Origin of the sequence: Dactylosporangium fulvum (assembly GCF_025137375.1) — a bacterium.
GTDB lineage: Bacteria > Actinomycetota > Actinomycetes > Mycobacteriales > Micromonosporaceae > Dactylosporangium > Dactylosporangium fulvum.
The window spans coordinates 5,802,184-5,820,053 of the sequence record NZ_CP073720.1; the positions used below are offsets into that span (position 1 = coordinate 5,802,184).

At 72.3% G+C, this 17,870-nt stretch carries 18 protein-coding genes; 13 read left to right on the forward strand and 5 right to left on the reverse strand.

Annotated features, from left to right (window positions below; genetic code table 11):
• Positions 1-19: 19 nt before the first annotated feature.
• Positions 20-1,051 (reverse strand): CU044_5270 family protein, encoded by a 1,032-nt coding sequence (locus Dfulv_RS27280; RefSeq protein WP_259856295.1) that lies wholly within the window; start codon positions 1,049-1,051, stop codon positions 20-22.
• Positions 1,044-1,589 carry an RNA polymerase sigma factor gene (locus tag Dfulv_RS27285; protein ID WP_259856296.1) on the reverse strand — a complete coding sequence of 182 codons (546 nt, stop codon included), beginning with the start codon at positions 1,587-1,589 and terminating at the stop codon, positions 1,044-1,046. Before Dfulv_RS27285 ends, Dfulv_RS27280 begins: the two co-directional genes overlap by 8 nt.
• 127 nt (positions 1,590-1,716) lie before the next feature.
• Here Dfulv_RS27285 and Dfulv_RS27290 point away from each other — a divergent pair, with 127 nt between their 5' ends.
• Positions 1,717-2,835, forward strand: coding sequence for a hypothetical protein (locus Dfulv_RS27290; protein WP_259856297.1), 1,119 nt, complete (start codon positions 1,717-1,719; stop codon positions 2,833-2,835).
• Positions 2,836-2,897: 62 nt separating this feature from the next.
• On the opposite strand, the gene Dfulv_RS27295 is transcribed toward Dfulv_RS27290, so the two are convergent.
• Positions 2,898-3,080: a hypothetical protein gene (locus tag Dfulv_RS27295; protein WP_259856298.1), complete on the reverse strand. Its 183-nt coding sequence runs from the start codon at positions 3,078-3,080 to the stop codon at positions 2,898-2,900.
• A gap of 25 nt (positions 3,081-3,105) precedes the next feature.
• On the opposite strand from Dfulv_RS27295, the gene Dfulv_RS27300 reads away from it, so the two are divergent.
• Complete coding sequence (locus tag Dfulv_RS27300; protein WP_259856299.1) at positions 3,106-3,624, forward strand: CGNR zinc finger domain-containing protein; 519 nt, start codon at positions 3,106-3,108, stop codon at positions 3,622-3,624.
• Between the two features lie 35 nt (positions 3,625-3,659).
• On the opposite strand, the gene Dfulv_RS27305 is transcribed toward Dfulv_RS27300, so the two are convergent.
• Positions 3,660-4,175 (reverse strand): nitroreductase family protein, encoded by a 516-nt coding sequence (locus Dfulv_RS27305; protein ID WP_259856300.1) that lies wholly within the window; start codon positions 4,173-4,175, stop codon positions 3,660-3,662.
• A 227-nt stretch (positions 4,176-4,402) separates the two neighbouring features.
• On the opposite strand from Dfulv_RS27305, the gene Dfulv_RS27310 reads away from it, so the two are divergent.
• Positions 4,403-5,782 carry a DUF1861 family protein gene (locus tag Dfulv_RS27310; protein ID WP_259856301.1) on the forward strand — a complete coding sequence of 460 codons (1,380 nt, stop codon included), beginning with the start codon at positions 4,403-4,405 and terminating at the stop codon, positions 5,780-5,782.
• 88 nt (positions 5,783-5,870) lie between these two features.
• Here Dfulv_RS27310 and Dfulv_RS27315 read toward each other — a convergent pair whose 3' ends face one another.
• Positions 5,871-6,752, reverse strand: coding sequence for a TIGR03560 family F420-dependent LLM class oxidoreductase (locus Dfulv_RS27315; protein WP_259856302.1), 882 nt, complete (start codon positions 6,750-6,752; stop codon positions 5,871-5,873).
• 204 nt (positions 6,753-6,956) lie between these two features.
• Here Dfulv_RS27315 and Dfulv_RS27320 point away from each other — a divergent pair, with 204 nt between their 5' ends.
• From Dfulv_RS27320 to Dfulv_RS27365, 10 genes are all read left to right on the forward strand, one after another.
• Complete coding sequence (locus tag Dfulv_RS27320) at positions 6,957-8,063, forward strand: hypothetical protein (RefSeq protein ID WP_259856303.1); 1,107 nt, start codon at positions 6,957-6,959, stop codon at positions 8,061-8,063.
• A gap of 330 nt (positions 8,064-8,393) precedes the next feature.
• Entirely contained in the window at positions 8,394-10,340 is a 1,947-nt protein-coding gene (locus tag Dfulv_RS27325) for a methyl-accepting chemotaxis protein (RefSeq protein WP_259856304.1), read from the forward strand.
• Between the two features lie 29 nt (positions 10,341-10,369).
• Positions 10,370-11,920 carry a chemotaxis protein CheW gene (locus Dfulv_RS27330; protein WP_259856305.1) on the forward strand — a complete coding sequence of 517 codons (1,551 nt, stop codon included), beginning with the start codon at positions 10,370-10,372 and terminating at the stop codon, positions 11,918-11,920.
• 11 nt (positions 11,921-11,931) lie between these two features.
• Positions 11,932-12,993 carry a chemotaxis-specific protein-glutamate methyltransferase CheB gene (gene cheB, locus Dfulv_RS27335; RefSeq protein ID WP_259856307.1) on the forward strand — a complete coding sequence of 354 codons (1,062 nt, stop codon included), beginning with the start codon at positions 11,932-11,934 and terminating at the stop codon, positions 12,991-12,993.
• 30 nt (positions 12,994-13,023) lie between these two features.
• Positions 13,024-13,635 (forward strand): HEAT repeat domain-containing protein, encoded by a 612-nt coding sequence (locus tag Dfulv_RS27340; protein ID WP_259856309.1) that lies wholly within the window; start codon positions 13,024-13,026, stop codon positions 13,633-13,635.
• Positions 13,632-14,507: a CheR family methyltransferase gene (locus Dfulv_RS27345; protein WP_259856311.1), complete on the forward strand. Its 876-nt coding sequence runs from the start codon at positions 13,632-13,634 to the stop codon at positions 14,505-14,507. Before Dfulv_RS27340 ends, Dfulv_RS27345 begins: the two co-directional genes overlap by 4 nt.
• Positions 14,504-14,938, forward strand: a complete 435-nt coding sequence (locus Dfulv_RS27350) for a response regulator (RefSeq protein ID WP_259856313.1) — start codon at positions 14,504-14,506, stop codon at positions 14,936-14,938. Before Dfulv_RS27345 ends, Dfulv_RS27350 begins: the two co-directional genes overlap by 4 nt.
• Complete coding sequence (locus tag Dfulv_RS27355; RefSeq protein ID WP_259856314.1) at positions 14,935-17,250, forward strand: chemotaxis protein CheA; 2,316 nt, start codon at positions 14,935-14,937, stop codon at positions 17,248-17,250. The genes Dfulv_RS27350 and Dfulv_RS27355 overlap by 4 nt, the downstream gene beginning before the upstream one ends.
• A complete protein-coding gene (locus Dfulv_RS27360; protein WP_259856317.1) occupies positions 17,231-17,518 on the forward strand; it encodes a hypothetical protein in 288 nt (95 codons plus the stop codon). Before Dfulv_RS27355 ends, Dfulv_RS27360 begins: the two co-directional genes overlap by 20 nt.
• Complete coding sequence (locus Dfulv_RS27365; protein ID WP_259856319.1) at positions 17,496-17,867, forward strand: response regulator; 372 nt, start codon at positions 17,496-17,498, stop codon at positions 17,865-17,867. The genes Dfulv_RS27360 and Dfulv_RS27365 overlap by 23 nt, the downstream gene beginning before the upstream one ends.
• The last annotated feature ends 3 nt before the right edge of the window (positions 17,868-17,870 follow it).

Genomic DNA, 17,870 nt, shown 5'->3' on the forward strand with positions numbered 1-17,870 from the left:
GCCGGCCGGTCCCGCCTGCTCAGCCGAGCTGTTCGGTGTGCTCCTGAACGAGGATGAGCGTGGCACCGGCGACGGTGTCGGCGGGCTTCTCGACCTCGTCCCAGGCCAGCAGCGTGCCGGTGCTCGGGTCGAAGATCAGCAGCTCCCGCGCGTCCGGCGTGTCGACCGAGATCCCCACCCCGGTGCGGCCGGCACGGTCGGTGACCGAGCCGCGCCACGCGACCCCGGGCAGGTCCGCCAGGATGCGCAGGATCCGCGCCCGCGTCTGCTGCGGGATCAGATGGACCGTGTAGACGTCACGGACACTGAAGAACACGCTCTGCGCACCGCGCTCGGTGCCGAGCCGCTTGGCGAGGGCCGCCGGGTCTGCCGGCAACGGCTGTCGCGGTCCGGCCCAGCCCGCCGGCGGGTCGTCGACCTTGGCGCCGGTCCCGGTTCCGGGGACGCCCTTGCGCTCCCAGTACTGCCGGGAGGCCTCGTTGGGGTACACCGGCGGCAACGGGGTCACCTTGACCCTGCCGGAGGCATCGGCGGCGTACCAGATCTCCTTGTCCTGCGGCCGGATGATCTGCGTGTTGCCGCCCGGGGCGTCGTCGAACACCGCGTTCCAGCTCGCCGTGCGGATGTGGCTGTAGCGACCCGACGTGCTGTCGACCGGGGCGGGCGCGAGACGGTCGGCCAGCGCACGCAGCTGCGCTCCCGCGGGCGGCGGATCGCTGTTGTACTGCAGCGCCGCCGGCCGGACGACCGGCCCCATCCGCAGGGCGGGCTGCGGCACCGCCTGCGGTGCGGGCGGTGCCGGGTCCGGATCCGCCTGCGGTGCGGGCGGTGCCGGGTCCGGCCGGGTCACGACGTAGGCCGAGATGGCGACTCCCGCCACGGCGACCGCCGCAGCGGCCAGCACGAGCCGGCGCCGGTGCCCCGCCGGCGCCGGCCGGCTGTCGGCGATGGCGATCACGTCGAGCGCCGACGCGTGCGGTGCGGGGACGGTGACGTTACGGACCGGGTCTTCGGGGCCCAGCAGTGCTCGGGTGCCGTGTTCGTCAAACATGCCTGATCTCCTTCGCTGTAGTTACGGAATCGCGCCCGGCACGGAACGACCGGATCGCCTCGGCCAGCCGGCGCCGCGCGCGGTGCAGCCGGACCCCCGCGGTCGTGGTCCGGCAGTCGAGCACCACGGCGGCCTCGGTGACGGTCAGTTCCTCCCACCCGATCAGCCGGAGGATCTCCTGGTCCTTGTCCGGCAGCGAGGCGAGCGCGGCGGTCACGTCACCGAGCCGGTCACCGGCGTCGTGGCCCCGCCAGGCGGCGGGCTCCTCGTCCCCGGCGAGCGGCACGACCGTCGGCGCCGAGCGCCTGGCCCGCCAGTGGTTGGCCAGCAGGCGCCGGGCCACCCCGTACAACCACGGCAGGCTGTGGTCGGGCACCTCGACGCGCCGCCGCCAGGCCACGACGAAGACCTCCTGTGCGAGGTCCATCGAAGTGTCCAAGTCGCCCAGTCGGCGCAACGCATACTTGACGACCTGCGAATGGTGCGCGGTGTACAGACCGGTGAACCAGCCCGCTCCGCGGATTCCCGAGGGGGGCATCCGGGCTCCTGACTTGTCTCGGCAACAGTGACACCTCTGCTTGTGTCAGCGGACCGCCGGATCATTACGCCGGAGCCACCGAAATCCAGGTTTGACCGACATAGGGGGCAGCGATCATGATGGCGCGGTGATCGACCCCGAAGCCGTGCTCGCCGACACCGACTGGGCCTCGCTCGAACATGCGTACACCGACGCGGCCGACCTGCCCGAACGGCTGGTCGGGCTGCTCAGCGGGGATCCGGACACGGCGGGGTCCGTGCTCGGGGTGCTCGACGCCGCCGTGCTCCACCAGGGCAGCATCTACTCGGCGACGGCACCCACCGCACTGTACGTCGCGGGGATCCTCGGCGATCCTCGCACGCTGATACCGTGCGAGAGCGCGTTACCGTGGGACGAGCGGGCCCGGCCGCTGCGGGCGGCGCTGCTGGAGTGGCTCGGCGACGTCGCGGAGAGCGCCTCGTGGGGCGAGGACCCCGACGATGAGGACGAGGAGGACGAACCGGACGAGGACGACGAAGCCGACGTGGCGGCCTGCCGGGCGATCCGGCGGGACCTGTTCCAGGTCGTCGCACTGTACCTCGACGACGCCGACGAGTCCGTCCGTACCGCTGCCGAGGGCGCCGCGGGGCACCTGTTGCTCGCCCCGGACCTGGCCGAGTCGCGGCAGGCGGTGGCCGAGCGGATGCTCGAGCGAGTGCGGCAGCGGCCGCCGCACGAGCGGGCCAACACGGCGCTGACCGTGGCCCGATGGGGTGTAGCGCCGCGCGAGTTGCTGACGGACGCCGAGCCCGCGGTCCGCGCGTATGCCGCGCTGGCACCCGCGCTCGACGGTGAACCGGCCGCGCTCGCGGTGGTCCGGGAGGCGTTGCTGGACCCGGAGACGGCCGACGGCTGGTTCGCCGATCACGAGATGCTGCTGGACGGCTGGCTGCGGTTCGCGCTCGTCCAGACCCTGCTCCGGCGTACGACCACCTTCACCGAGATCCGGGACGAGGCGCTCGCGGTGGCACGCATGACCAACGCGTACACGGTCGACTCGGACTGGGGCCCGCTGCTGCAGCGAGCGTTTCCGGCCCGGCATACTCCGGGCACCCCGCTGCACCCCGCCCAGCACGCGTTCCTGACAGCACTTGTCGAGAACGACGAATGCTGGAACGGCATCGCCAACATGATCATCTGGTTCAGCCGGGCGGGCCTGCCGCACGAGCGCGAGGAGTTGCGCACCCTGCTCCGCTCATCCCGGTGACGTCCAGCTGTTCTGGTCGTTCCTGCCGGAGGCCGCGGACGCGGTGGAGCGGGTGGGTGCGTTCACCCGCCGGACCGGCGACCCGGCGGCGTGACGCTGCTCGCGGCCAGGACCAGCTGCGCAAGCTCCATCCAGCGGCCGCCGCAGGCGCAGCGGCGGTATCGCACGACCCCTTCCGACGTCGTGTGGGAGGACTCGACCTCGGCGATCGCCGCCGGCCGCCCGCATGCGGTGCAGTTCATCATGCCACCAGCGTGCTGTAATGGCCTTGTGCAATTCAACCATTACGGCGGCACGGGCACGTTCCTCGCCGCCGCGCTGCTCAACGCCGAGGGGTCCGGCCCGGCGGCGCTGGAACAGCTCCTCACCGAGCACGAGATGAAGAGCCGGGTCCTCACCACCGTGCAGGCGCGGCAGCTGGCGGCGTGGGTCGAGCAGGTCCGTCCGGTGTTCGGCGAACCCGACCCCCGGCGGCAGCTCGACCTGGTGAACCGGCTCCTGGCGGACGCCACGACCTCGGTGCGGGTGTCCATGCACGACGGTCACGGCCCGCACCTGCACTACATCACCGACACCGACGATCCGGTCGCCCGGATCCGCGCCGCGGTCGCGGGCGGGCTCGCGGTCGCGCTCTGCGGCGCCGGCGGCACGCGCCTGGGGCGGTGCGCCCGGCAGGGCTGCGCGATCGTGTACGTCGACACGTCCCGCAACGGACGGCGGCGGTTCTGCTCGACGGGATGCGCCAACCGGGTCAACGTCGCGGCCCACCGCGCCCGCGCGGAACGGTGACACCGCGCCCGCGCGGAACGGCGCGGCGTCAACGGTCACCAGTGCTCGCGGTGCACGACCTCGTTGAAGGGGCGCCGGTTGGGCCGCTCGACCGGCTGGAGCGGGCGGTCGGCGGGATACCCCATCGGGATGAGGTACGCACAGAAGCGGCCCTCGGGAATCCCCAGGATCCGGCGGGCCCGCTCCTGGTCGCCGACGGCCGAGTGGCCGGTGCCGATGCCCAGGTCCGCCGCCTCGGTCTGGATGCTCATCGCGGCCTGGCCGAGGTCGAACATGATCTGGGTGCGCTGGTGCTCGTCCCGCGGGATCGGCGCGACCAGCGCGACCGTGGCCGCGGACTGCGCCACGTGGCCGGCACCCTGCCACACCGTGGACAGCTCACCCAGCCGCTCCCGCTGGGTGACGACCACGAAGTCCCACGGCTGCGTGTTCTGCGACGACGGTGCCCGGCGCCCGGCGTCGAGGATCTGGTCGAGCTGCGGCTGCGGTACCGGGCGATCGGCGAACTCCCGCACGTCACGCCGCGCCTGGATCGCGTCCCATGTCTCCACCGACCCATTGTTCCGCGCCGGCCGCGGCGGGCCGGGTGAGCGCCCGGCATGATCGGGTGCCACCCCGCGACGTCACGGCCGAGGCGATCTGCGGCGGCTGGGTGCAAGCGGCCCTGACGCGACCGCGGCGGGCCACCCCGGCGGGGTGACGGCCGGCCCGTGATCCACCGGGTGACGGGCCGGCCGATGTCCCACCGCACCCGCCGCGGAGCGCACATGCTGACCTCATGACCGGAAGTACCTACCAAGAGCTCGTCGCCGCCTACCGCCGCCGCGCGGACCGGCCGCGCGGCGAGCTGGACCATGTGCCCGGCACCGGGGAGCGGCTGGCGTACAACCCGTGCCTCATCGCCGAACCCGACCGGACCTGGCTGGCGGTCCGGGTCGAGTCACCCAAGAGCTACTGGCGGGACCAGGCGTCGTGGGATCCGCAGGTCCACTTCTTCGAGCGGACGCCCGACGGCTGGCACCCGGTGCCGGACGCACCCGTCTTCACCGCCGCCGAGGACCCGTTCGCCGCCTGGATGACCGGCCCCGGCGGCCGGCCGCAGCTGGTCCTCGGGGTCGTCACGCTCGACCACGGCCACACTCCCCCGCTGCCGGTCACCCGGTTCCACGCCGCCCCCGACGTGCGCAGCCTCGACCCGGCGAAGCCGTTCCTCGAGGTGCCGGGCATGAAGGACATCCGGCTGCTGCAGCGGGACGGCGACGTCGTGGTGTGCGGCCGCCCCCAGGGCGGGACCGCCGGCATCGGGCGGATCAGCGTGGCGGTCACCGACTCGTACACCAGCATCACCCCCGAGCTGATCGCGTCGGCGCACGTGTTCATCGACCAGGTCGCGCCGGACACGAAGGTCGGCACGAACGAGCTGTACGACCTGGGCGGCGGCACCGTCGGGGTCCTCGGCCACATCGCGCTCGGTGAGGAGGGTTCGACGCAGCGGTACGCGGCGGCGTGGTGGACGATCGACCCGGACCGGCGGACGACAACGGCGCCGGTGGTCGTCGCCGTCCGGGACGACTTCCCGCCCGCCCCGGCGAAATACCCGGTGATCTCCGACGTGGTGTTCCCGGGCTCGCTGGAGGCGCTGCCCGACGGGCGCTTCCGGATGTACTGCGGCCTCGGTGATGCGGCACTCGGTTCGGTGACGCTCGCCCTCCCGGCCGACCTGCCGCATCCGGCCGACGGCCACCGGCACGGGGAGTCCCGGCACCTCAGCACCTTCATCGACCGGCCGCTGGAGGAGGTGTACGAGTATGCCGCGAACCCGGCCAACCTGCCCGCCTGGGCGCCGGGCCTGTGCACCTCGGTCGAGCTGGTCGACGGCCGGTGGGTCGCCGAGTCGGGCATGGGCCGGTTCCTGCTGGACTTCGCGCCCCGCAACCCCTTCGGCGTGCTCGACCACGACGTCACGCTCGCGTCCGGCGAGACCTTCCACAACCCGATGCGGGTGATCGCCGACGGGAGCCACAGCGAGGTGGTGTTCACGCTGCGGCGCCGGCCGGGTGTGGCCGACGCCGACTTCGACCGCGACGCCGAGGCTGTGCTCGCCGACCTCGCTGCCCTCAAGCGGGTGCTCGAGGGCAGCGAGGTTCCGGTGGCATAACCGGGCGGTCCTGCTCACGCCGCCGGTAAGACCTCGATCCCCGATCGATCCACCCGATCCGCCGGCGGCCGGATCATGAAGTCCCGGGTCAGCCGCGGACGATGCCCAGGACGACGTCCATCGCCTCGAGCCGGTCAACGCCCTTGCCGAGCATGCCGTCGGGCACGATGAGCTCGTCGAGGCCGATCTCGCGGTACTCGGCGACCGTCTCCGCCAGCTGCTCCGGCGACCCGCCGATGACGGGCAGCGGCATGCCGTCCGGCAGCGGCCCCCGCACGACGGTGATCGCCTGGGCCGTGCGGGCGATCGCCTTCGGGTCACGCCCGACCGCGGCGCAGTGCTCGTTCAGCACCGCCGACTTGTGCGCGATGAGGTCCGGCCGGCCCCAGGTGTTCCACACGTCGGCGTACTCGGCGACGATCCGCAGCATGCGGTGCTCTCCCCCGCCGCCGACGAGGATCGGCAACGGGTCCTGGACCGGCTTCGGTTCGCAGACGGCGTCGGTGAGCCGGTAGTACTCGCCGTCGATCGTGGTCCTCGGCTGCCGGAGCAGGCCGTGGAGGACCCGCAACGCCTCCGTGAACCGGTCGAGGCGCTGCTTCACCGGCGGCAGTTCGATGCCGTACTGCTCATGCTCGTTGACCTGCCAGCCCGCGCCGACGCCGAGCGTGAACCGGCCGCCGGTGATGTGGTCGACGGTCGCGGCCATGTTGGCGAGCACGGCCGGGTGGCGGTACGTGTTGCCGTAGACCAGCGTGCCGATGCGCACCCTGGGCACGGCGGCCCCCAGCGCGGCTACCAGCGACCCGCACTCCAGGGTCGGGTGGTCGGGGTCGCGGCCGGCGCCCGCGTTGGGCATGAAGTGGTCGGCGACGTAAACGCCGTCCCACCCCGTCTCGGCGGCGTGCCGCGCAACCTCGAGCACCTCGTCGTAGGGTTGCCCGGCACCGGGCCAGATCGAAAGTCGCATACACCCACGATGCCACCCCCCTCGACAAGGTCGCCGAGGGTTGCCGCGCCACGGACGAGCGCCGCGCCGTCAAGACCCTGCTGTGCCCGTGACGGCCGCTACACTGCCGGGCCGGTAGGTTGGGATCGGGAACTCTTCACCGCGCGGTTCACGGCCGCAGCCCACAACGCCCGGACGCTCGCCCAGTCGTACGTCGTCGAGCAGTTGCCGGAGACGCTGGTGCTGCGGGTGCGGCTCAACCGGTCGTACGACGGCCACCCTCCGCGGCCGGGTGAGGTCAGGTACCCGGGGGACAGCGCTTGGCGCCGTGCCGCCGAGCTGAGCCGCTGCGATCCGGAGACGGCCGTGTCCGAGCTGTGGCGCGACGGCCGCGTGCCGGAGTGGGTCAATCTCGCGGTGGCCGGCAGGACCGGCACGGCGACCGTGGTCGAAGTCGTGTGCTGCGGCCGCTTCACGGACGACGACGCCCGGCTCTACCATGCCGAGGAAGGCACGCCGCCGTTCCACGTCGTGAGCCCGATACTGCCACCGCAGTACGACGGCACGCCGTTCAGCGTCCACGCCGGTGCCGAATGCTGGGGCCGTGCCGACCTCGACGATCTGACGGCCGTCGCCGACCGGGTCCGGTCCTTCGACCTGATGACCGACGAGTTCGACGGCGAGTCGCTCGCCGCGGTGCCGGACCTTCCGCGATTGGAGGTCTTCCGGCACCGCGTGTGCACGCTCAGGGCCGACGCCTTGTCGGCCTTCGCGCGATTCCCGGGGCTGCGGACCCTGAGCCTGTATCTGGCCGACTCGCGCGCCTTCCACGCCGGTGCCGGCGGCCGGCAACTTCCCGCACTGACCCACGTGGCGCTCACCGGCCTGCCGTCACGTCCGTGGGATCATGCGATACTGGCTGAGGCCGCCCCTGCCGTGTCCACGCTGAGCCTCGGTGCGGCGCAGACACTGTGGCTGGACGGCACGTGGTCCCCGTCGGTGCGCAGCCTCAACCTCGAGGCGGCGGACGTCGCAGGGTCGACGCTGCTGCCGGCGCAACTCGACCGGCTGCGCGTCAATCTCACCGCCGGCACCGACGAGATGGTGGCGGGACTACTCGTCGGCGTGACGGAGCTCGACTCGCTGAGCCTGCGCGGCACCCCGGTCACCGACGCGATCGTCCCGCTGATCGACCGGCTCGGCCTGCGGCACGTCGACCTCGCCGGCACGGCCGTGAGCACCGCGACGGTGCACCGGTTCCGCCCCGCTCCGCCGGGCACCACAGTCTACGACGAGGCCGGGATCACCGTCCTCAAACATCCCACCACGTGATTGCGGCGCGGGCCGGCCGCCGCCCGCGGTACCGCTCCGGCACCGTCTCCGGGGCGACCGGCGACTCGTGGACGGTTTCCATACCACCGCCGCCGCCCGCTCGGCAAGTGCATCCAACTTCGCCGAAACCTCTCCCAAGGCGATCATGGCGTGTGCGACGCTGTCCGAAACACCGCCGTTCCGGCGCCCGCACGACCACTTCTCCGGACTCCACCACGGTCCCGCCCTCCATCGGGACGGTTTCCGGCTGCCTGCGGTCGGCTGCGGCACAGTGGCGGAACGCATCTCGCACGCCGATGTCCACATGGGACACCGACCGGAGGACCGATCATGCCGTTGACCACCAGCGCGGCGAACGGCCGCGCCACCGACACAGCCCGCCGCCCGAACGTTGCGAAGGCCGGCCAGAACGGAGCCAGGTCGGCGCAGCGACCCGCCGACACCGAAGCCAGTCGCCGTCAGGCCCGCTCGGTCGCCAGACAGCAGCAGGCCGCCGAGCGCATCGCCTCAGCGACCGCGGAGATCTCCGCCCAGAACGCCGAGGCGTCCGAGGCATCACGGCAGCTGGGCGACTCGATGCAACAGATCGCCGCCGGCGCGGAACAGTCCTCGGGCGCCACCCAGCAGAGCCTGGCGGTGATGACCCAGGTCGAGGAGCGGGTAGGCCAGCAGCATACGACGACCCGGCGGGTCGCCGATCTCAGCCAGGCGTTGCAGACGCTGCTCGTGGAGACGCGGATCGGGATCGACAGCCTGCTGAGCAACGTCGACCGCGCCTCCTCGCGGCAGACCGCCTCGGTGGTCACGATCTCGGAGCTGGAGAAGCAGGCCGACGAGATCGGCGAGATCGTCAAGACCGTCGCGCACATCGCGGACCAGACGAACCTGCTGGCGCTCAACGCGGCGATCGAGGCGGCACGGGCCCGTCAGCACGGCAAGGGGTTCGCGGTGGTCGCCGACGAGGTGCGCACCCTGGCCGAGACGAGCGAGCGCAGCGCCAGGCAGATCCGCGACCTCATCGACGAGGTGCGCACGAGTGTCACCAGCATCGCCTCGGGCGTGCAGCAGTCCGCGGAGACCGCGCGCAACGAGGTCGAGAAGGGCAAGGAGGTCACCCAGCAGCTGGAGACCATCCGCAACGACATGGTCACCATCATGACCGGGGCGACGGAGATGGCCGCGGCCTCCGTGCAGGCGCAGCGGGCCACGCTCGACGCCAAAGCCCGGTCGGAGGAGATCGCCGCGGCGGCCGAGCAACAATCGGCCGCCTGTGAGGAGTCGTTGCAGACCGTAGGCCAGCAGAGCCAGGCGCTGCAACAGAGCGAACAGGCGGCCGAGGTGCTCGCCGAGATCGCCGAAGGGCTGCGCACGAGCACCGACATCAGCAAGAGCGCCGAGGAGGTCGCCTCGGCGGCCGAGGAGCTGTCAGCCGCCGTCGAGGAGATCAACCGCGCCGCCGGCCAGATCAACACGGCGATCAACGAGATCAGCGCCGGTGCGCGTACCGCCGCCGAAAAGGGCCAGCAGACCACGGAGTCGATCAACCAGATCGAGCAGGGGGCGCAGCTGTCGTCGACGCGCGGCGGCGCGGCCGTGGAGCGGGCCGACAGCATGCTGACCCAGCTGGCCGGCAACAAGGTGTCGGTCGACTCGATGATCGAGGCGATCGAGCAGGCGGCGAGGGGCGGCATCGAGAACGTGCGCAAGGTTGCCGAGCTGGAGCAGATCTCCCGCCGGATCGACAAGATCGTGGACGCGATCGCCAACGTGTCGATCCAGACCAACATGCTCGCGGTCAACGGGTCTGTCGAGTCGGCGCGGGCCGGCGAGTTCGGCAAGGGCTTCGCCGTCGTGTCGACCGACATCCGCAACCTGGCACGCGACTCGGCCGAGAACGCCGACCGGATCAAGGATCTGGTGAAGGCCGTCCAGGACCGCATCGTCGAGGTGCGGGCCGACCTGGACGAGACGAGCCGGCAGGCCCTCGTGGAGGTCGAAACCGCACGGGCGACGACCGCACGGCTCACCGAGATCGAGCGCGACATGCAGGAGGTCCGTGCCGGCAACGTCGAGGTACGCGACTCGGCCGACCAGATCGCCGCGGCGCTCGGCGGGGTCAAGGCCGGGCTCGACCAGATCTCCTCGGCGGCGAACCAGGCCGAGCAGCTGGCGACGCAGGCGTCGACGGCCGCAAGGGAGCAGGCGCAGGGCGCCGAGGAGCTCGCCGCCGCGGTGGAGCAGATCGCCGCGCTCGCCGACGAACTGCAGAACGGCTGAGGCGGTGCACCGTGGAGGAACCGAGCATCATGGTCGATGAGCGCGCGCCGGACCGGTCCATCGACGGCGACAGCGCGGACTTCGTCACGTTCGACATGGCCGGCGAGCGGTACGCGTTCCCGATGAGCCGGGTGCAGGAGATCATCCGGATGCCGGGCGTGGTGAAGGTGCCGCTGGGCCCGCCGAGCCTCGAAGGGCTGGCGAACCTGCGCGGCCGGGTGTTGCCGGTGGTGAGCCTGCGCCGATGCTGCGAGCTGACCCAGACGGCGCACGACGAGACGACCCGGGTCGTGGTCGTCGACGGCGGGGTGCCGCTGGGGTTCGTCGTCGACCGCGTCGCAAGCGTGATCAGCGTCGACCCCGAGGCCGTCGAACCGGCCGAGTCGGTGCAGGCGACGGTGAGCTCCGAGGTCCTCGTCGGCGTCATCAAGAGCGACGACGGCGCGATGACGTCGATCCTCGACGTGGACGAGCTCATCGGCGCGCAGTTCGCCGGCACGGCGACGACACGCGCGGGCCTCGACACGGTCGCGGCGGCCGGTCCCGGTGGCGTCGAGCCCGCCGACGAGGACGGCGACGACACGCTCGAGCTGGTGAGCTTCGCGGTCGAGGGCCAGGAGTACGCGCTGCCGATCGACCAGGTGCAGGAGATCGTGCAGGCGCCGGAGTCGGTGAGTCATGTGCCCAATGCGGCGTCGCGGGTGCTCGGGGTCATGGACCTGCGCGGCCGCCTGCTGCCGGTCGTGAGCATGCGCCGGGTGTTCGGGCTGCCGGTCGCCGACCTGGAGCCGCAGAACCGCATCGTCGTGGTGTCGCTGGCCGGCGGGGTCGTCGGGGTGGTCATGGACACCGTGCGCGAGGTGCTGCGCGTGCCGCACGAGCTCGTCGCGCCGCTGCCGGGCGTGGTCGCGGCCGGTGGCCGGGCGACGGAGGTCGAGTCGGTGTGCCGGCTCGACGGCGGCAGGCGGCTGGTGTCGGTACTGAGCGTGAACCGCATGTTCGACTCACCGGAGATCCGTCAGGAGTTGCAGGAGCGGCAGGACGGCGAAACGGCGCCCGAGCAGACCGAGGAGCAGGGCATGGCCGACGACGGGCGCGGCGACGAGGAGCTGTTCGTCGTCTTCCGACTCGACGAGGAGGAGTACGCGGTCGACGTCGACGCGGTGCAGGAGATCATCCGGGTGCCGGAGACGCTCATCCACGTGCCGAAGACGTACGCCTTCGTCGAGGGACTGGTGAACCTGCGCGGCACCGTGCTGCCAGTGGTCGACCTGCGCACCCGGCTGGGTGTGCCGAAGGCGGCACGGGACGAGCGGCAGCGCATCATCGTGCTGATCCTGGGCGGGGTGCGGACCGGCTTCATCGTCGACTCGGTCGCCGAGGTGGCCCGGGTCAACCGCAGTGCGCTGGAGCCGGCGCCGGAGCTGTCCGCCGAGCAGGCGAAGGTGGTCTCCCGGGTGGCGAACCTGCACCAGCAGCACCGAATGCTGCTGCTCGTCCAGGTCGACCAGCTGCTCGGCGCGGAGGACACGGCAGCGCTCGGCGACGTCGTGGCCGAGCAGGCCCTGGCCGCGGTCTGAGGCAGTGGTCGATGCCCGCCACGACGGTGCTCGTCGTCGACGACTCGGCGCTCATGCGCAAGATGCTCAGGCAGATCCTGCTCGACGCCGGGAACTTCGAGGTGCACACCGCACGCAACGGCGTCGACGCGCTGGAGCAGATCGAGCGCGTGGAGCCGGACGTGGTGACCCTCGACGTCAACATGCCGGAGATGGACGGGCTGTCGTGCCTGGCCGAGATCATGCACAGCCGGCCGCGGCCGGTGGTGATGGTGTCGTCGCTGACCGAGGACAACGCGCTGGTGACGCTGGAGGCGCTGCAGCTCGGCGCGGTGGACTACGTGCCGAAGCCGGGCGGCACCGTGTCGCTGAACCTCGAGGACGTGACCCGGGAACTGGTCCGCAAGGTGACGTCGGCGGCGGGCACCCGGCCGGGCCGCGCCCGCGGGTTGCGCCAGCGGTTACGAGCCCAGCGGGAGCGGATGCCGGTCGAGGCGCCGCCGCCACGGCGGGGCGCGGCCCGGGTCGAGCTGGTGCTCGTCGGCTCGTCGACCGGCGGCCCGGCGCTGCTGTCGGAGCTGCTCCCCCAGCTGCCGGGCAGCCTGCCGGCGCCGGTGGTGGTGGCGCAGCACATCTCGGCGACGTTCACCGCGCCGCTGGCCCGCCGGCTCGACGAGATGTGCCGGCTGCGGGTGCACGAGGTGGACCGGACCATGCCGATGCGGCCGGGCAACGTCTACATCGGCCGGGGCAACGCCGACGTGGTCGTCGCCCGGCGCGGCGACGGCCTGGTGGTGAAGTCGGTCCCGGCGAGCGGCGACTACCGCTGGCATCCCAGCGTCGACCGCCTGGTCGCCTCGGCGCGGCGCAGCTGCGACCCGGGCCGGCTGGTCTGCGCCCTGCTGACCGGCATGGGCGACGACGGCGCCGCGGAGATGGCGGCCGTCCGGCAGGCCGGGGGCCGCACCGTGGCCGAGGCCGAGGAGACCGCCGTCGTGTGGGGCATGCCCGGCGAGCTGACCCGCCGGGGCGGCGCGACCGCGGTCCTGCCCTCGCACGCGATCGTCGGTCAGCTCGTCGAGTGGGTGAACTGAGCAGGCGGAAGGACGGGTGGAGGCACCGGCATGGGACTCGTACGACGCGACAGCACCGCGGCGCCGCGGGACACCGATCCGCGGACACTGCGGGAGCGGCTCACCGACGCCGACGCCGACGTGCGCCGCCGGGCCGCGCTCGGCCTCGGCGGTGCCGCCGAGGCGGTGCCGGACCTGCTGGCGCGCGTTGCGGTCGAGACCGATCCGGCGGTGCGCGACGCGATCCTGACGACGCTCGCGGCGCTCGACCACGCCGAGGTCGCCGCCGGGCTGGTCCCTCACCTCGCCAGCGACGACGCGGCCCTGCGCACCGCGGTCGCCGGCACTCTGGCGACGATGCCCGCCTCGGTCCCGGCGCTGCTGCCGCGGCTGCTCGCCGATCCCGACCACCATGTGCGGATCATGACCGCGATGGTGCTCGCCGATCTGCCGCACCCGGGCACCGGTGAGTGGCTGGCCGGGATCGTCGCCAACGACCCGCACCCGAACGTCGTGGCCGCCGCGGTCGACGCGCTGCTGCCGATGGCCGGCCGCGACCACGTCACGGTGCTGGAGTCGGCCCGGGCCCGGTTCCCGGAGGACCCGTTCCTGCGCTTCGCCGTCGACGCGGCCCTGCCGTCCCTGCGGGAGGCCGCCACATGAGCCCGACGTCGACCGCGGAGGTCCGGCTCTCCGACGCGGAGTTCGAGCGGTTCCGGGAGTACTTCTACAAGCGGACCGGCATCCAGTTCACCCCCGCCAAACGGTACTTCGTGGACAAGCGGGTCGAGACGTGCGTGCGCTCGTCCGGCCACCCGACCTTCGGCACGTGGTTCAGCGCGCTGCGCGTGGGCGACCGACCGGAGATGCTGCAGGAGCTCACGAACCAGCTGACCGTCAACGAGACGTACTTCATGCGCGAGGACTACCAGTTCGACGCGCTGCTCGACCCGGTGTTGCCGCGGGTGCTCGCCGAACACACCCGGGCGGGGCGTCCGCAGGGCCCGGTCAAGATCCTGTCATTGCCGTGCTCGACCGGCGAGGAGCCGTACTCGATCGCCATGCGGCTGCTGGAGGAGTGGCCGGCGATCCTCCAGGTCGACGTCGAGATCCACGCCGCCGACATCGACAGCGACGTGCTGGCCCGGGCCCGGCACGGCAGCTACGGCGCCCGGTCCCTGCAGCGGGTGCCGAAGCCGTGGCTGGCCAAGCACTTCCAGGCCGTCGCCGCCGGGAGGTACCAGATCGACGCGACGATCCGCGACGCGGTCACCTTCCACCGGGTGAACGTCTGCGACACCAACACGATGCGCGTCTTCACCGACTTCGACGTGATCTTCTGCCGCAACGTGCTGATCTACTTCGACGAGCTGTCCAGCCGGCGCGCCGCCGAGAACCTCTTCGGCGCGTTACGCCCGGGCGGGTACCTCTTCCTCGGCCACGCCGAGTCGATGAGTCGCATCTCGCCGATCTTCACCCCGGAACGACTGCCGCAGGGCATCGCCTACCAGCGACCGACGGGAGCACGCGCATGACCGGTCCGAAGCGAGGCGGAGGACGCTCGACCGACACCGCTGGCGCGGGCCGGGTGCTGGTGGTCGACGACGCCGCCACGGTCCGGATGTACCACAGCCGGCTGCTCACCGACGCCGGCTTCCGGGTCGAGCAGGCCGCCAACGGGCTCGAGGCCGTCGAGTCGGCGTTGGTGCACCCGTTCGACCTCTTCATCGTCGACGTCAACATGCCGAGGATGGACGGCTACGCGTGCGTGGAGGCGCTGCGCGGCGAGACGGTGACGACGTCCGCGCCGATCGTCATGATCAGCACCGAGGACCGGCCCGGCGACGCCGAACGGGCCTACCGCGCGGGCGCCAACCTGTACCTCGTCAAGCCGGTCGACGCCGTGCGGCTGGTGCGCGTCGCGACGATGCTGGCGAGCGGCCCGGCGGAAGCGGGCGCCTGGTGAACCCGCTGCTCGCACAGTTCCTCGCCGAGGCCGGCGATCTGCTCGACCAGGTCGGCGAAGGGCTGCTGCGGCTGGAGTCCGACCCCGGCGACGCGGAGCGGGTCAACGAGGTGTTCCGCGCCGCACACACGCTCAAGGGCTCCTCCGGCCTGTTCGACTTCCCGGAGCTGACGCACCTCACGCACGCCGCCGAGGACCTGCTCGACGCGGTCCGCGCCGGGCGCGTGCCGCTCGACCCGGCGACGACCGACGACCTGCTCGCCGCCTTCGACCTGATCCGCAGCTGGTTGGCGCACGTGACCGTCGAGGAGCGGCTGCCGGGCGGCGCGGAGACGGACGCGGCGGCGCTGATCGTCCGGCTCCGCGCCCCGGTCGGCGGGACGGCGGCCGGGGGCACCATCGCGTCGTCCGGGACCGCCGGGGCCGCCGGGGTGGCCCGCACCGCGCCGGACTGGGTCGCGGAGCTCGGTGCGCAGGTCGTCGGCGAGCTCACCGAGTGGCTCGACACGACGTCGGCGGCGCTGCGGTTCGTGCGGTACCTGCCTGACGAGGGCTGCTACTTCCGCGGCGAGGACCCGCTGCTGTTCGTCCGCCAGGTGCCCGCGCTGCACCACCTCGCGGTGCTCCGGCCGGACGTGTGGCCGGCGCCCGACGACTACGACGAGTACGCCTGCCGGCTCGGGTTCGTGCTCGCCACCCGTGCGGCGGCCAGCGAGCTGGAGTACGTCTTCCGCTACGTGTCCGAGCAGGTCGAGATCGTCGAGCTGGACGCGGTGGCGCTGCGTGCTCCGGTCGAACAGGTCCCGGCAGGGCCGCCGGACGAGACCGTCGCCGACGTCGTAACCGTCCTCGATGCGGCGGCACACGCGCTCGCCCTGCACACCGGCGGCGCGCCGGCCGGCGCCCACCTACGCTCCGTGGCACGCTCGGTCGCGGCCGCCGCCCGCACGCTCGGTACGACCACCGCCGGCCTCGACACGGCGGACGCGGAAGGGATCGGCCGCGCTGTCCGGGACCTCCTCGACCGCGTCCGCGGCACCGGCGGAGAACCCGCGACACCGGCCACCGCCGACGTGGATCGGGTGGAACGGCGCACCGGCGACACCGAGACCGGGCAGGTCGGCACACGAATGCTCAAGGTCGACCAGGCGAAGGTCGACCGGCTCATGGAGCTGGTCGGTGAGCTGAACGTGGCGAAGAACGGCCTGACGTACCTCGCCGAGGCCGCCGAGGAGGGGTTCGGCAGCCGGGCGCTGGCACGGCGGATCAAGGACCAGTACGCCGGGCTGCACCGCATCGCCGAGGAGCTGCAGGCGGCGGTCATGGACGTGCGGATGCTGCCGCTGTCGGTGTCGTTCGGCCGGTTCCCCCGGCTGGTCCGCGACCTGAGCCGCCGCCTCGGCAAGCGCATCGCGCTCGTCACCGAGGGCGAGGACACGATGGCCGACAAGGACGTCATCGAGGCGCTCGGCGACCCGCTGGTCCATCTCGTGCGCAACAGCCTCGACCACGGCGTCGAGCCGCCGGACGAACGTACCGCCGCCGGGAAGCCACCCCGGGCCTCCATCACGCTCTCCGCGGTCGCCGACGGCGACGCGGTCGTCGTGGAGGTCGCCGACGACGGGCGGGGCATCGACCCGGCCCGGGTGAAACAGAAGGCGTACGAGCGGGGCCTCATCGACGAGGAACAGCTGGAGACCATCGGCGACGCCGACGCGGTCAACCTCGTCTTCCAGCCGGGCTTCTCGACCACCGACCAGGTGTCGGACCTGTCCGGCCGGGGTGTGGGCATGGACGCGGTCCGCGCCAGCGTGGAGCGGCTCGGCGGCACCGTCACCATGCGCTCGGAGGCCGGCGCGGGCACGGTCACCCGCCTGCGGCTGCCGCTGTCGATGGCCGTCACGCAGGTGATGGTGGTCAGCGTCGCCGGCCAGCGGTTCGGCATCCCGGTCGACCTGGTCGTCGAGACCGTACGGATGCCACAGCGCGACATCGGCCGGGTGCTGCACCAGGATGTCGTGGTCCTGCGCGAGGAGGTCGTCCCGGTCGTCGACCTCGCCGAGACGCTCGGCATGCCGTGGCAGCCGGAACCGGACGCCGACCGCGCGGTCCTCGTCGTCAACGTCGCCGGCTGCCGTGCCGGACTGCTGGTCGAGCGTTTCCACCGGGAGGTCGACGTGATCCTGAAGCCGATGGACGGGCTGCTGCGCGACGCGCCGCAGTTCGTCGGGACCGCCCTGCTCGGCGACGGGCTCGTGCTGCTCGTCCTCAACCTCAAGGAGGTGATCGGTCTTGGCGCTCGAGCTGCATGAGCGCGCCGCCACGCTCAGCGGGGTGGTGACGGTCGAGGAGGTCGAGGAGCTGGCGGCATGGCTGCGCCGCACGCCGGAGGCCCGGCTCGACCTCCGCAACTGCAACCATCTGCATACCGCGGCTTTGCAGGCGATCCTCGCCTTCGCGCCGAAGATAACCGCGGTACCTGATGACAGCTTCCTCTCAGCGCAGCTGCTTCCGGTGCTCAACCCACCGAAGACCGCTGTTGCCGAAGGGACACGACATGACCACCGTCATGCTGGTTGACGACTCCGCCACGATCCTGATGAGCCTGAAGAGCATCCTGACGAAGGCCGGCTATGCCGTGGAGACCGCCGGCCACGGCCGCGAGGCGCTGGACAAGCTCGGCGGCGGCCTGCGCCCCAACCTCATCATCAGCGACGTCAACATGCCGCACATGGACGGGATCTCGTTCACCCGCGAGGCACGCAAGTCCGCCGGGATGCGCTTCACCCCGATCCTGATGCTGACCACCGAGTCCGAGCAGACCAAGCGCGCCGAGGCCAAGACCGCCGGGGCCACCGGCTGGCTGGTCAAGCCGGTCGCGCCGGACCAACTGCTCGGCGTCATCAAGCAGGTGCTGCCGGGCGCCTGACCC

Coding starts and splice junctions, on each gene's coding strand:
- Dfulv_RS27280 (WP_259856295.1), bottom strand. CDS start 1,051: ATGTTTGACGAACACGGCACCCGAGCACTGCTGGGCCCCGAAGACCCG.
- Dfulv_RS27285 (WP_259856296.1), bottom strand. CDS start 1,589: ATGCCCCCCTCGGGAATCCGCGGAGCGGGCTGGTTCACCGGTCTGTAC.
- Dfulv_RS27295 (WP_259856298.1), bottom strand. CDS start 3,080: ATGATGAACTGCACCGCATGCGGGCGGCCGGCGGCGATCGCCGAGGTC.
- Dfulv_RS27310 (WP_259856301.1), top strand. CDS start 4,403: ATGACCGGAAGTACCTACCAAGAGCTCGTCGCCGCCTACCGCCGCCGC.
- Dfulv_RS27315 (WP_259856302.1), bottom strand. CDS start 6,752: ATGCGACTTTCGATCTGGCCCGGTGCCGGGCAACCCTACGACGAGGTG.
- Dfulv_RS27325 (WP_259856304.1), top strand. CDS start 8,394: ATGCCGTTGACCACCAGCGCGGCGAACGGCCGCGCCACCGACACAGCC.
- Dfulv_RS27330 (WP_259856305.1), top strand. CDS start 10,370: ATGGTCGATGAGCGCGCGCCGGACCGGTCCATCGACGGCGACAGCGCG.
- cheB (WP_259856307.1), top strand. CDS start 11,932: ATGCCCGCCACGACGGTGCTCGTCGTCGACGACTCGGCGCTCATGCGC.
- Dfulv_RS27340 (WP_259856309.1), top strand. CDS start 13,024: ATGGGACTCGTACGACGCGACAGCACCGCGGCGCCGCGGGACACCGAT.
- Dfulv_RS27345 (WP_259856311.1), top strand. CDS start 13,632: ATGAGCCCGACGTCGACCGCGGAGGTCCGGCTCTCCGACGCGGAGTTC.
- Dfulv_RS27350 (WP_259856313.1), top strand. CDS start 14,504: ATGACCGGTCCGAAGCGAGGCGGAGGACGCTCGACCGACACCGCTGGC.
- Dfulv_RS27365 (WP_259856319.1), top strand. CDS start 17,496: ATGACCACCGTCATGCTGGTTGACGACTCCGCCACGATCCTGATGAGC.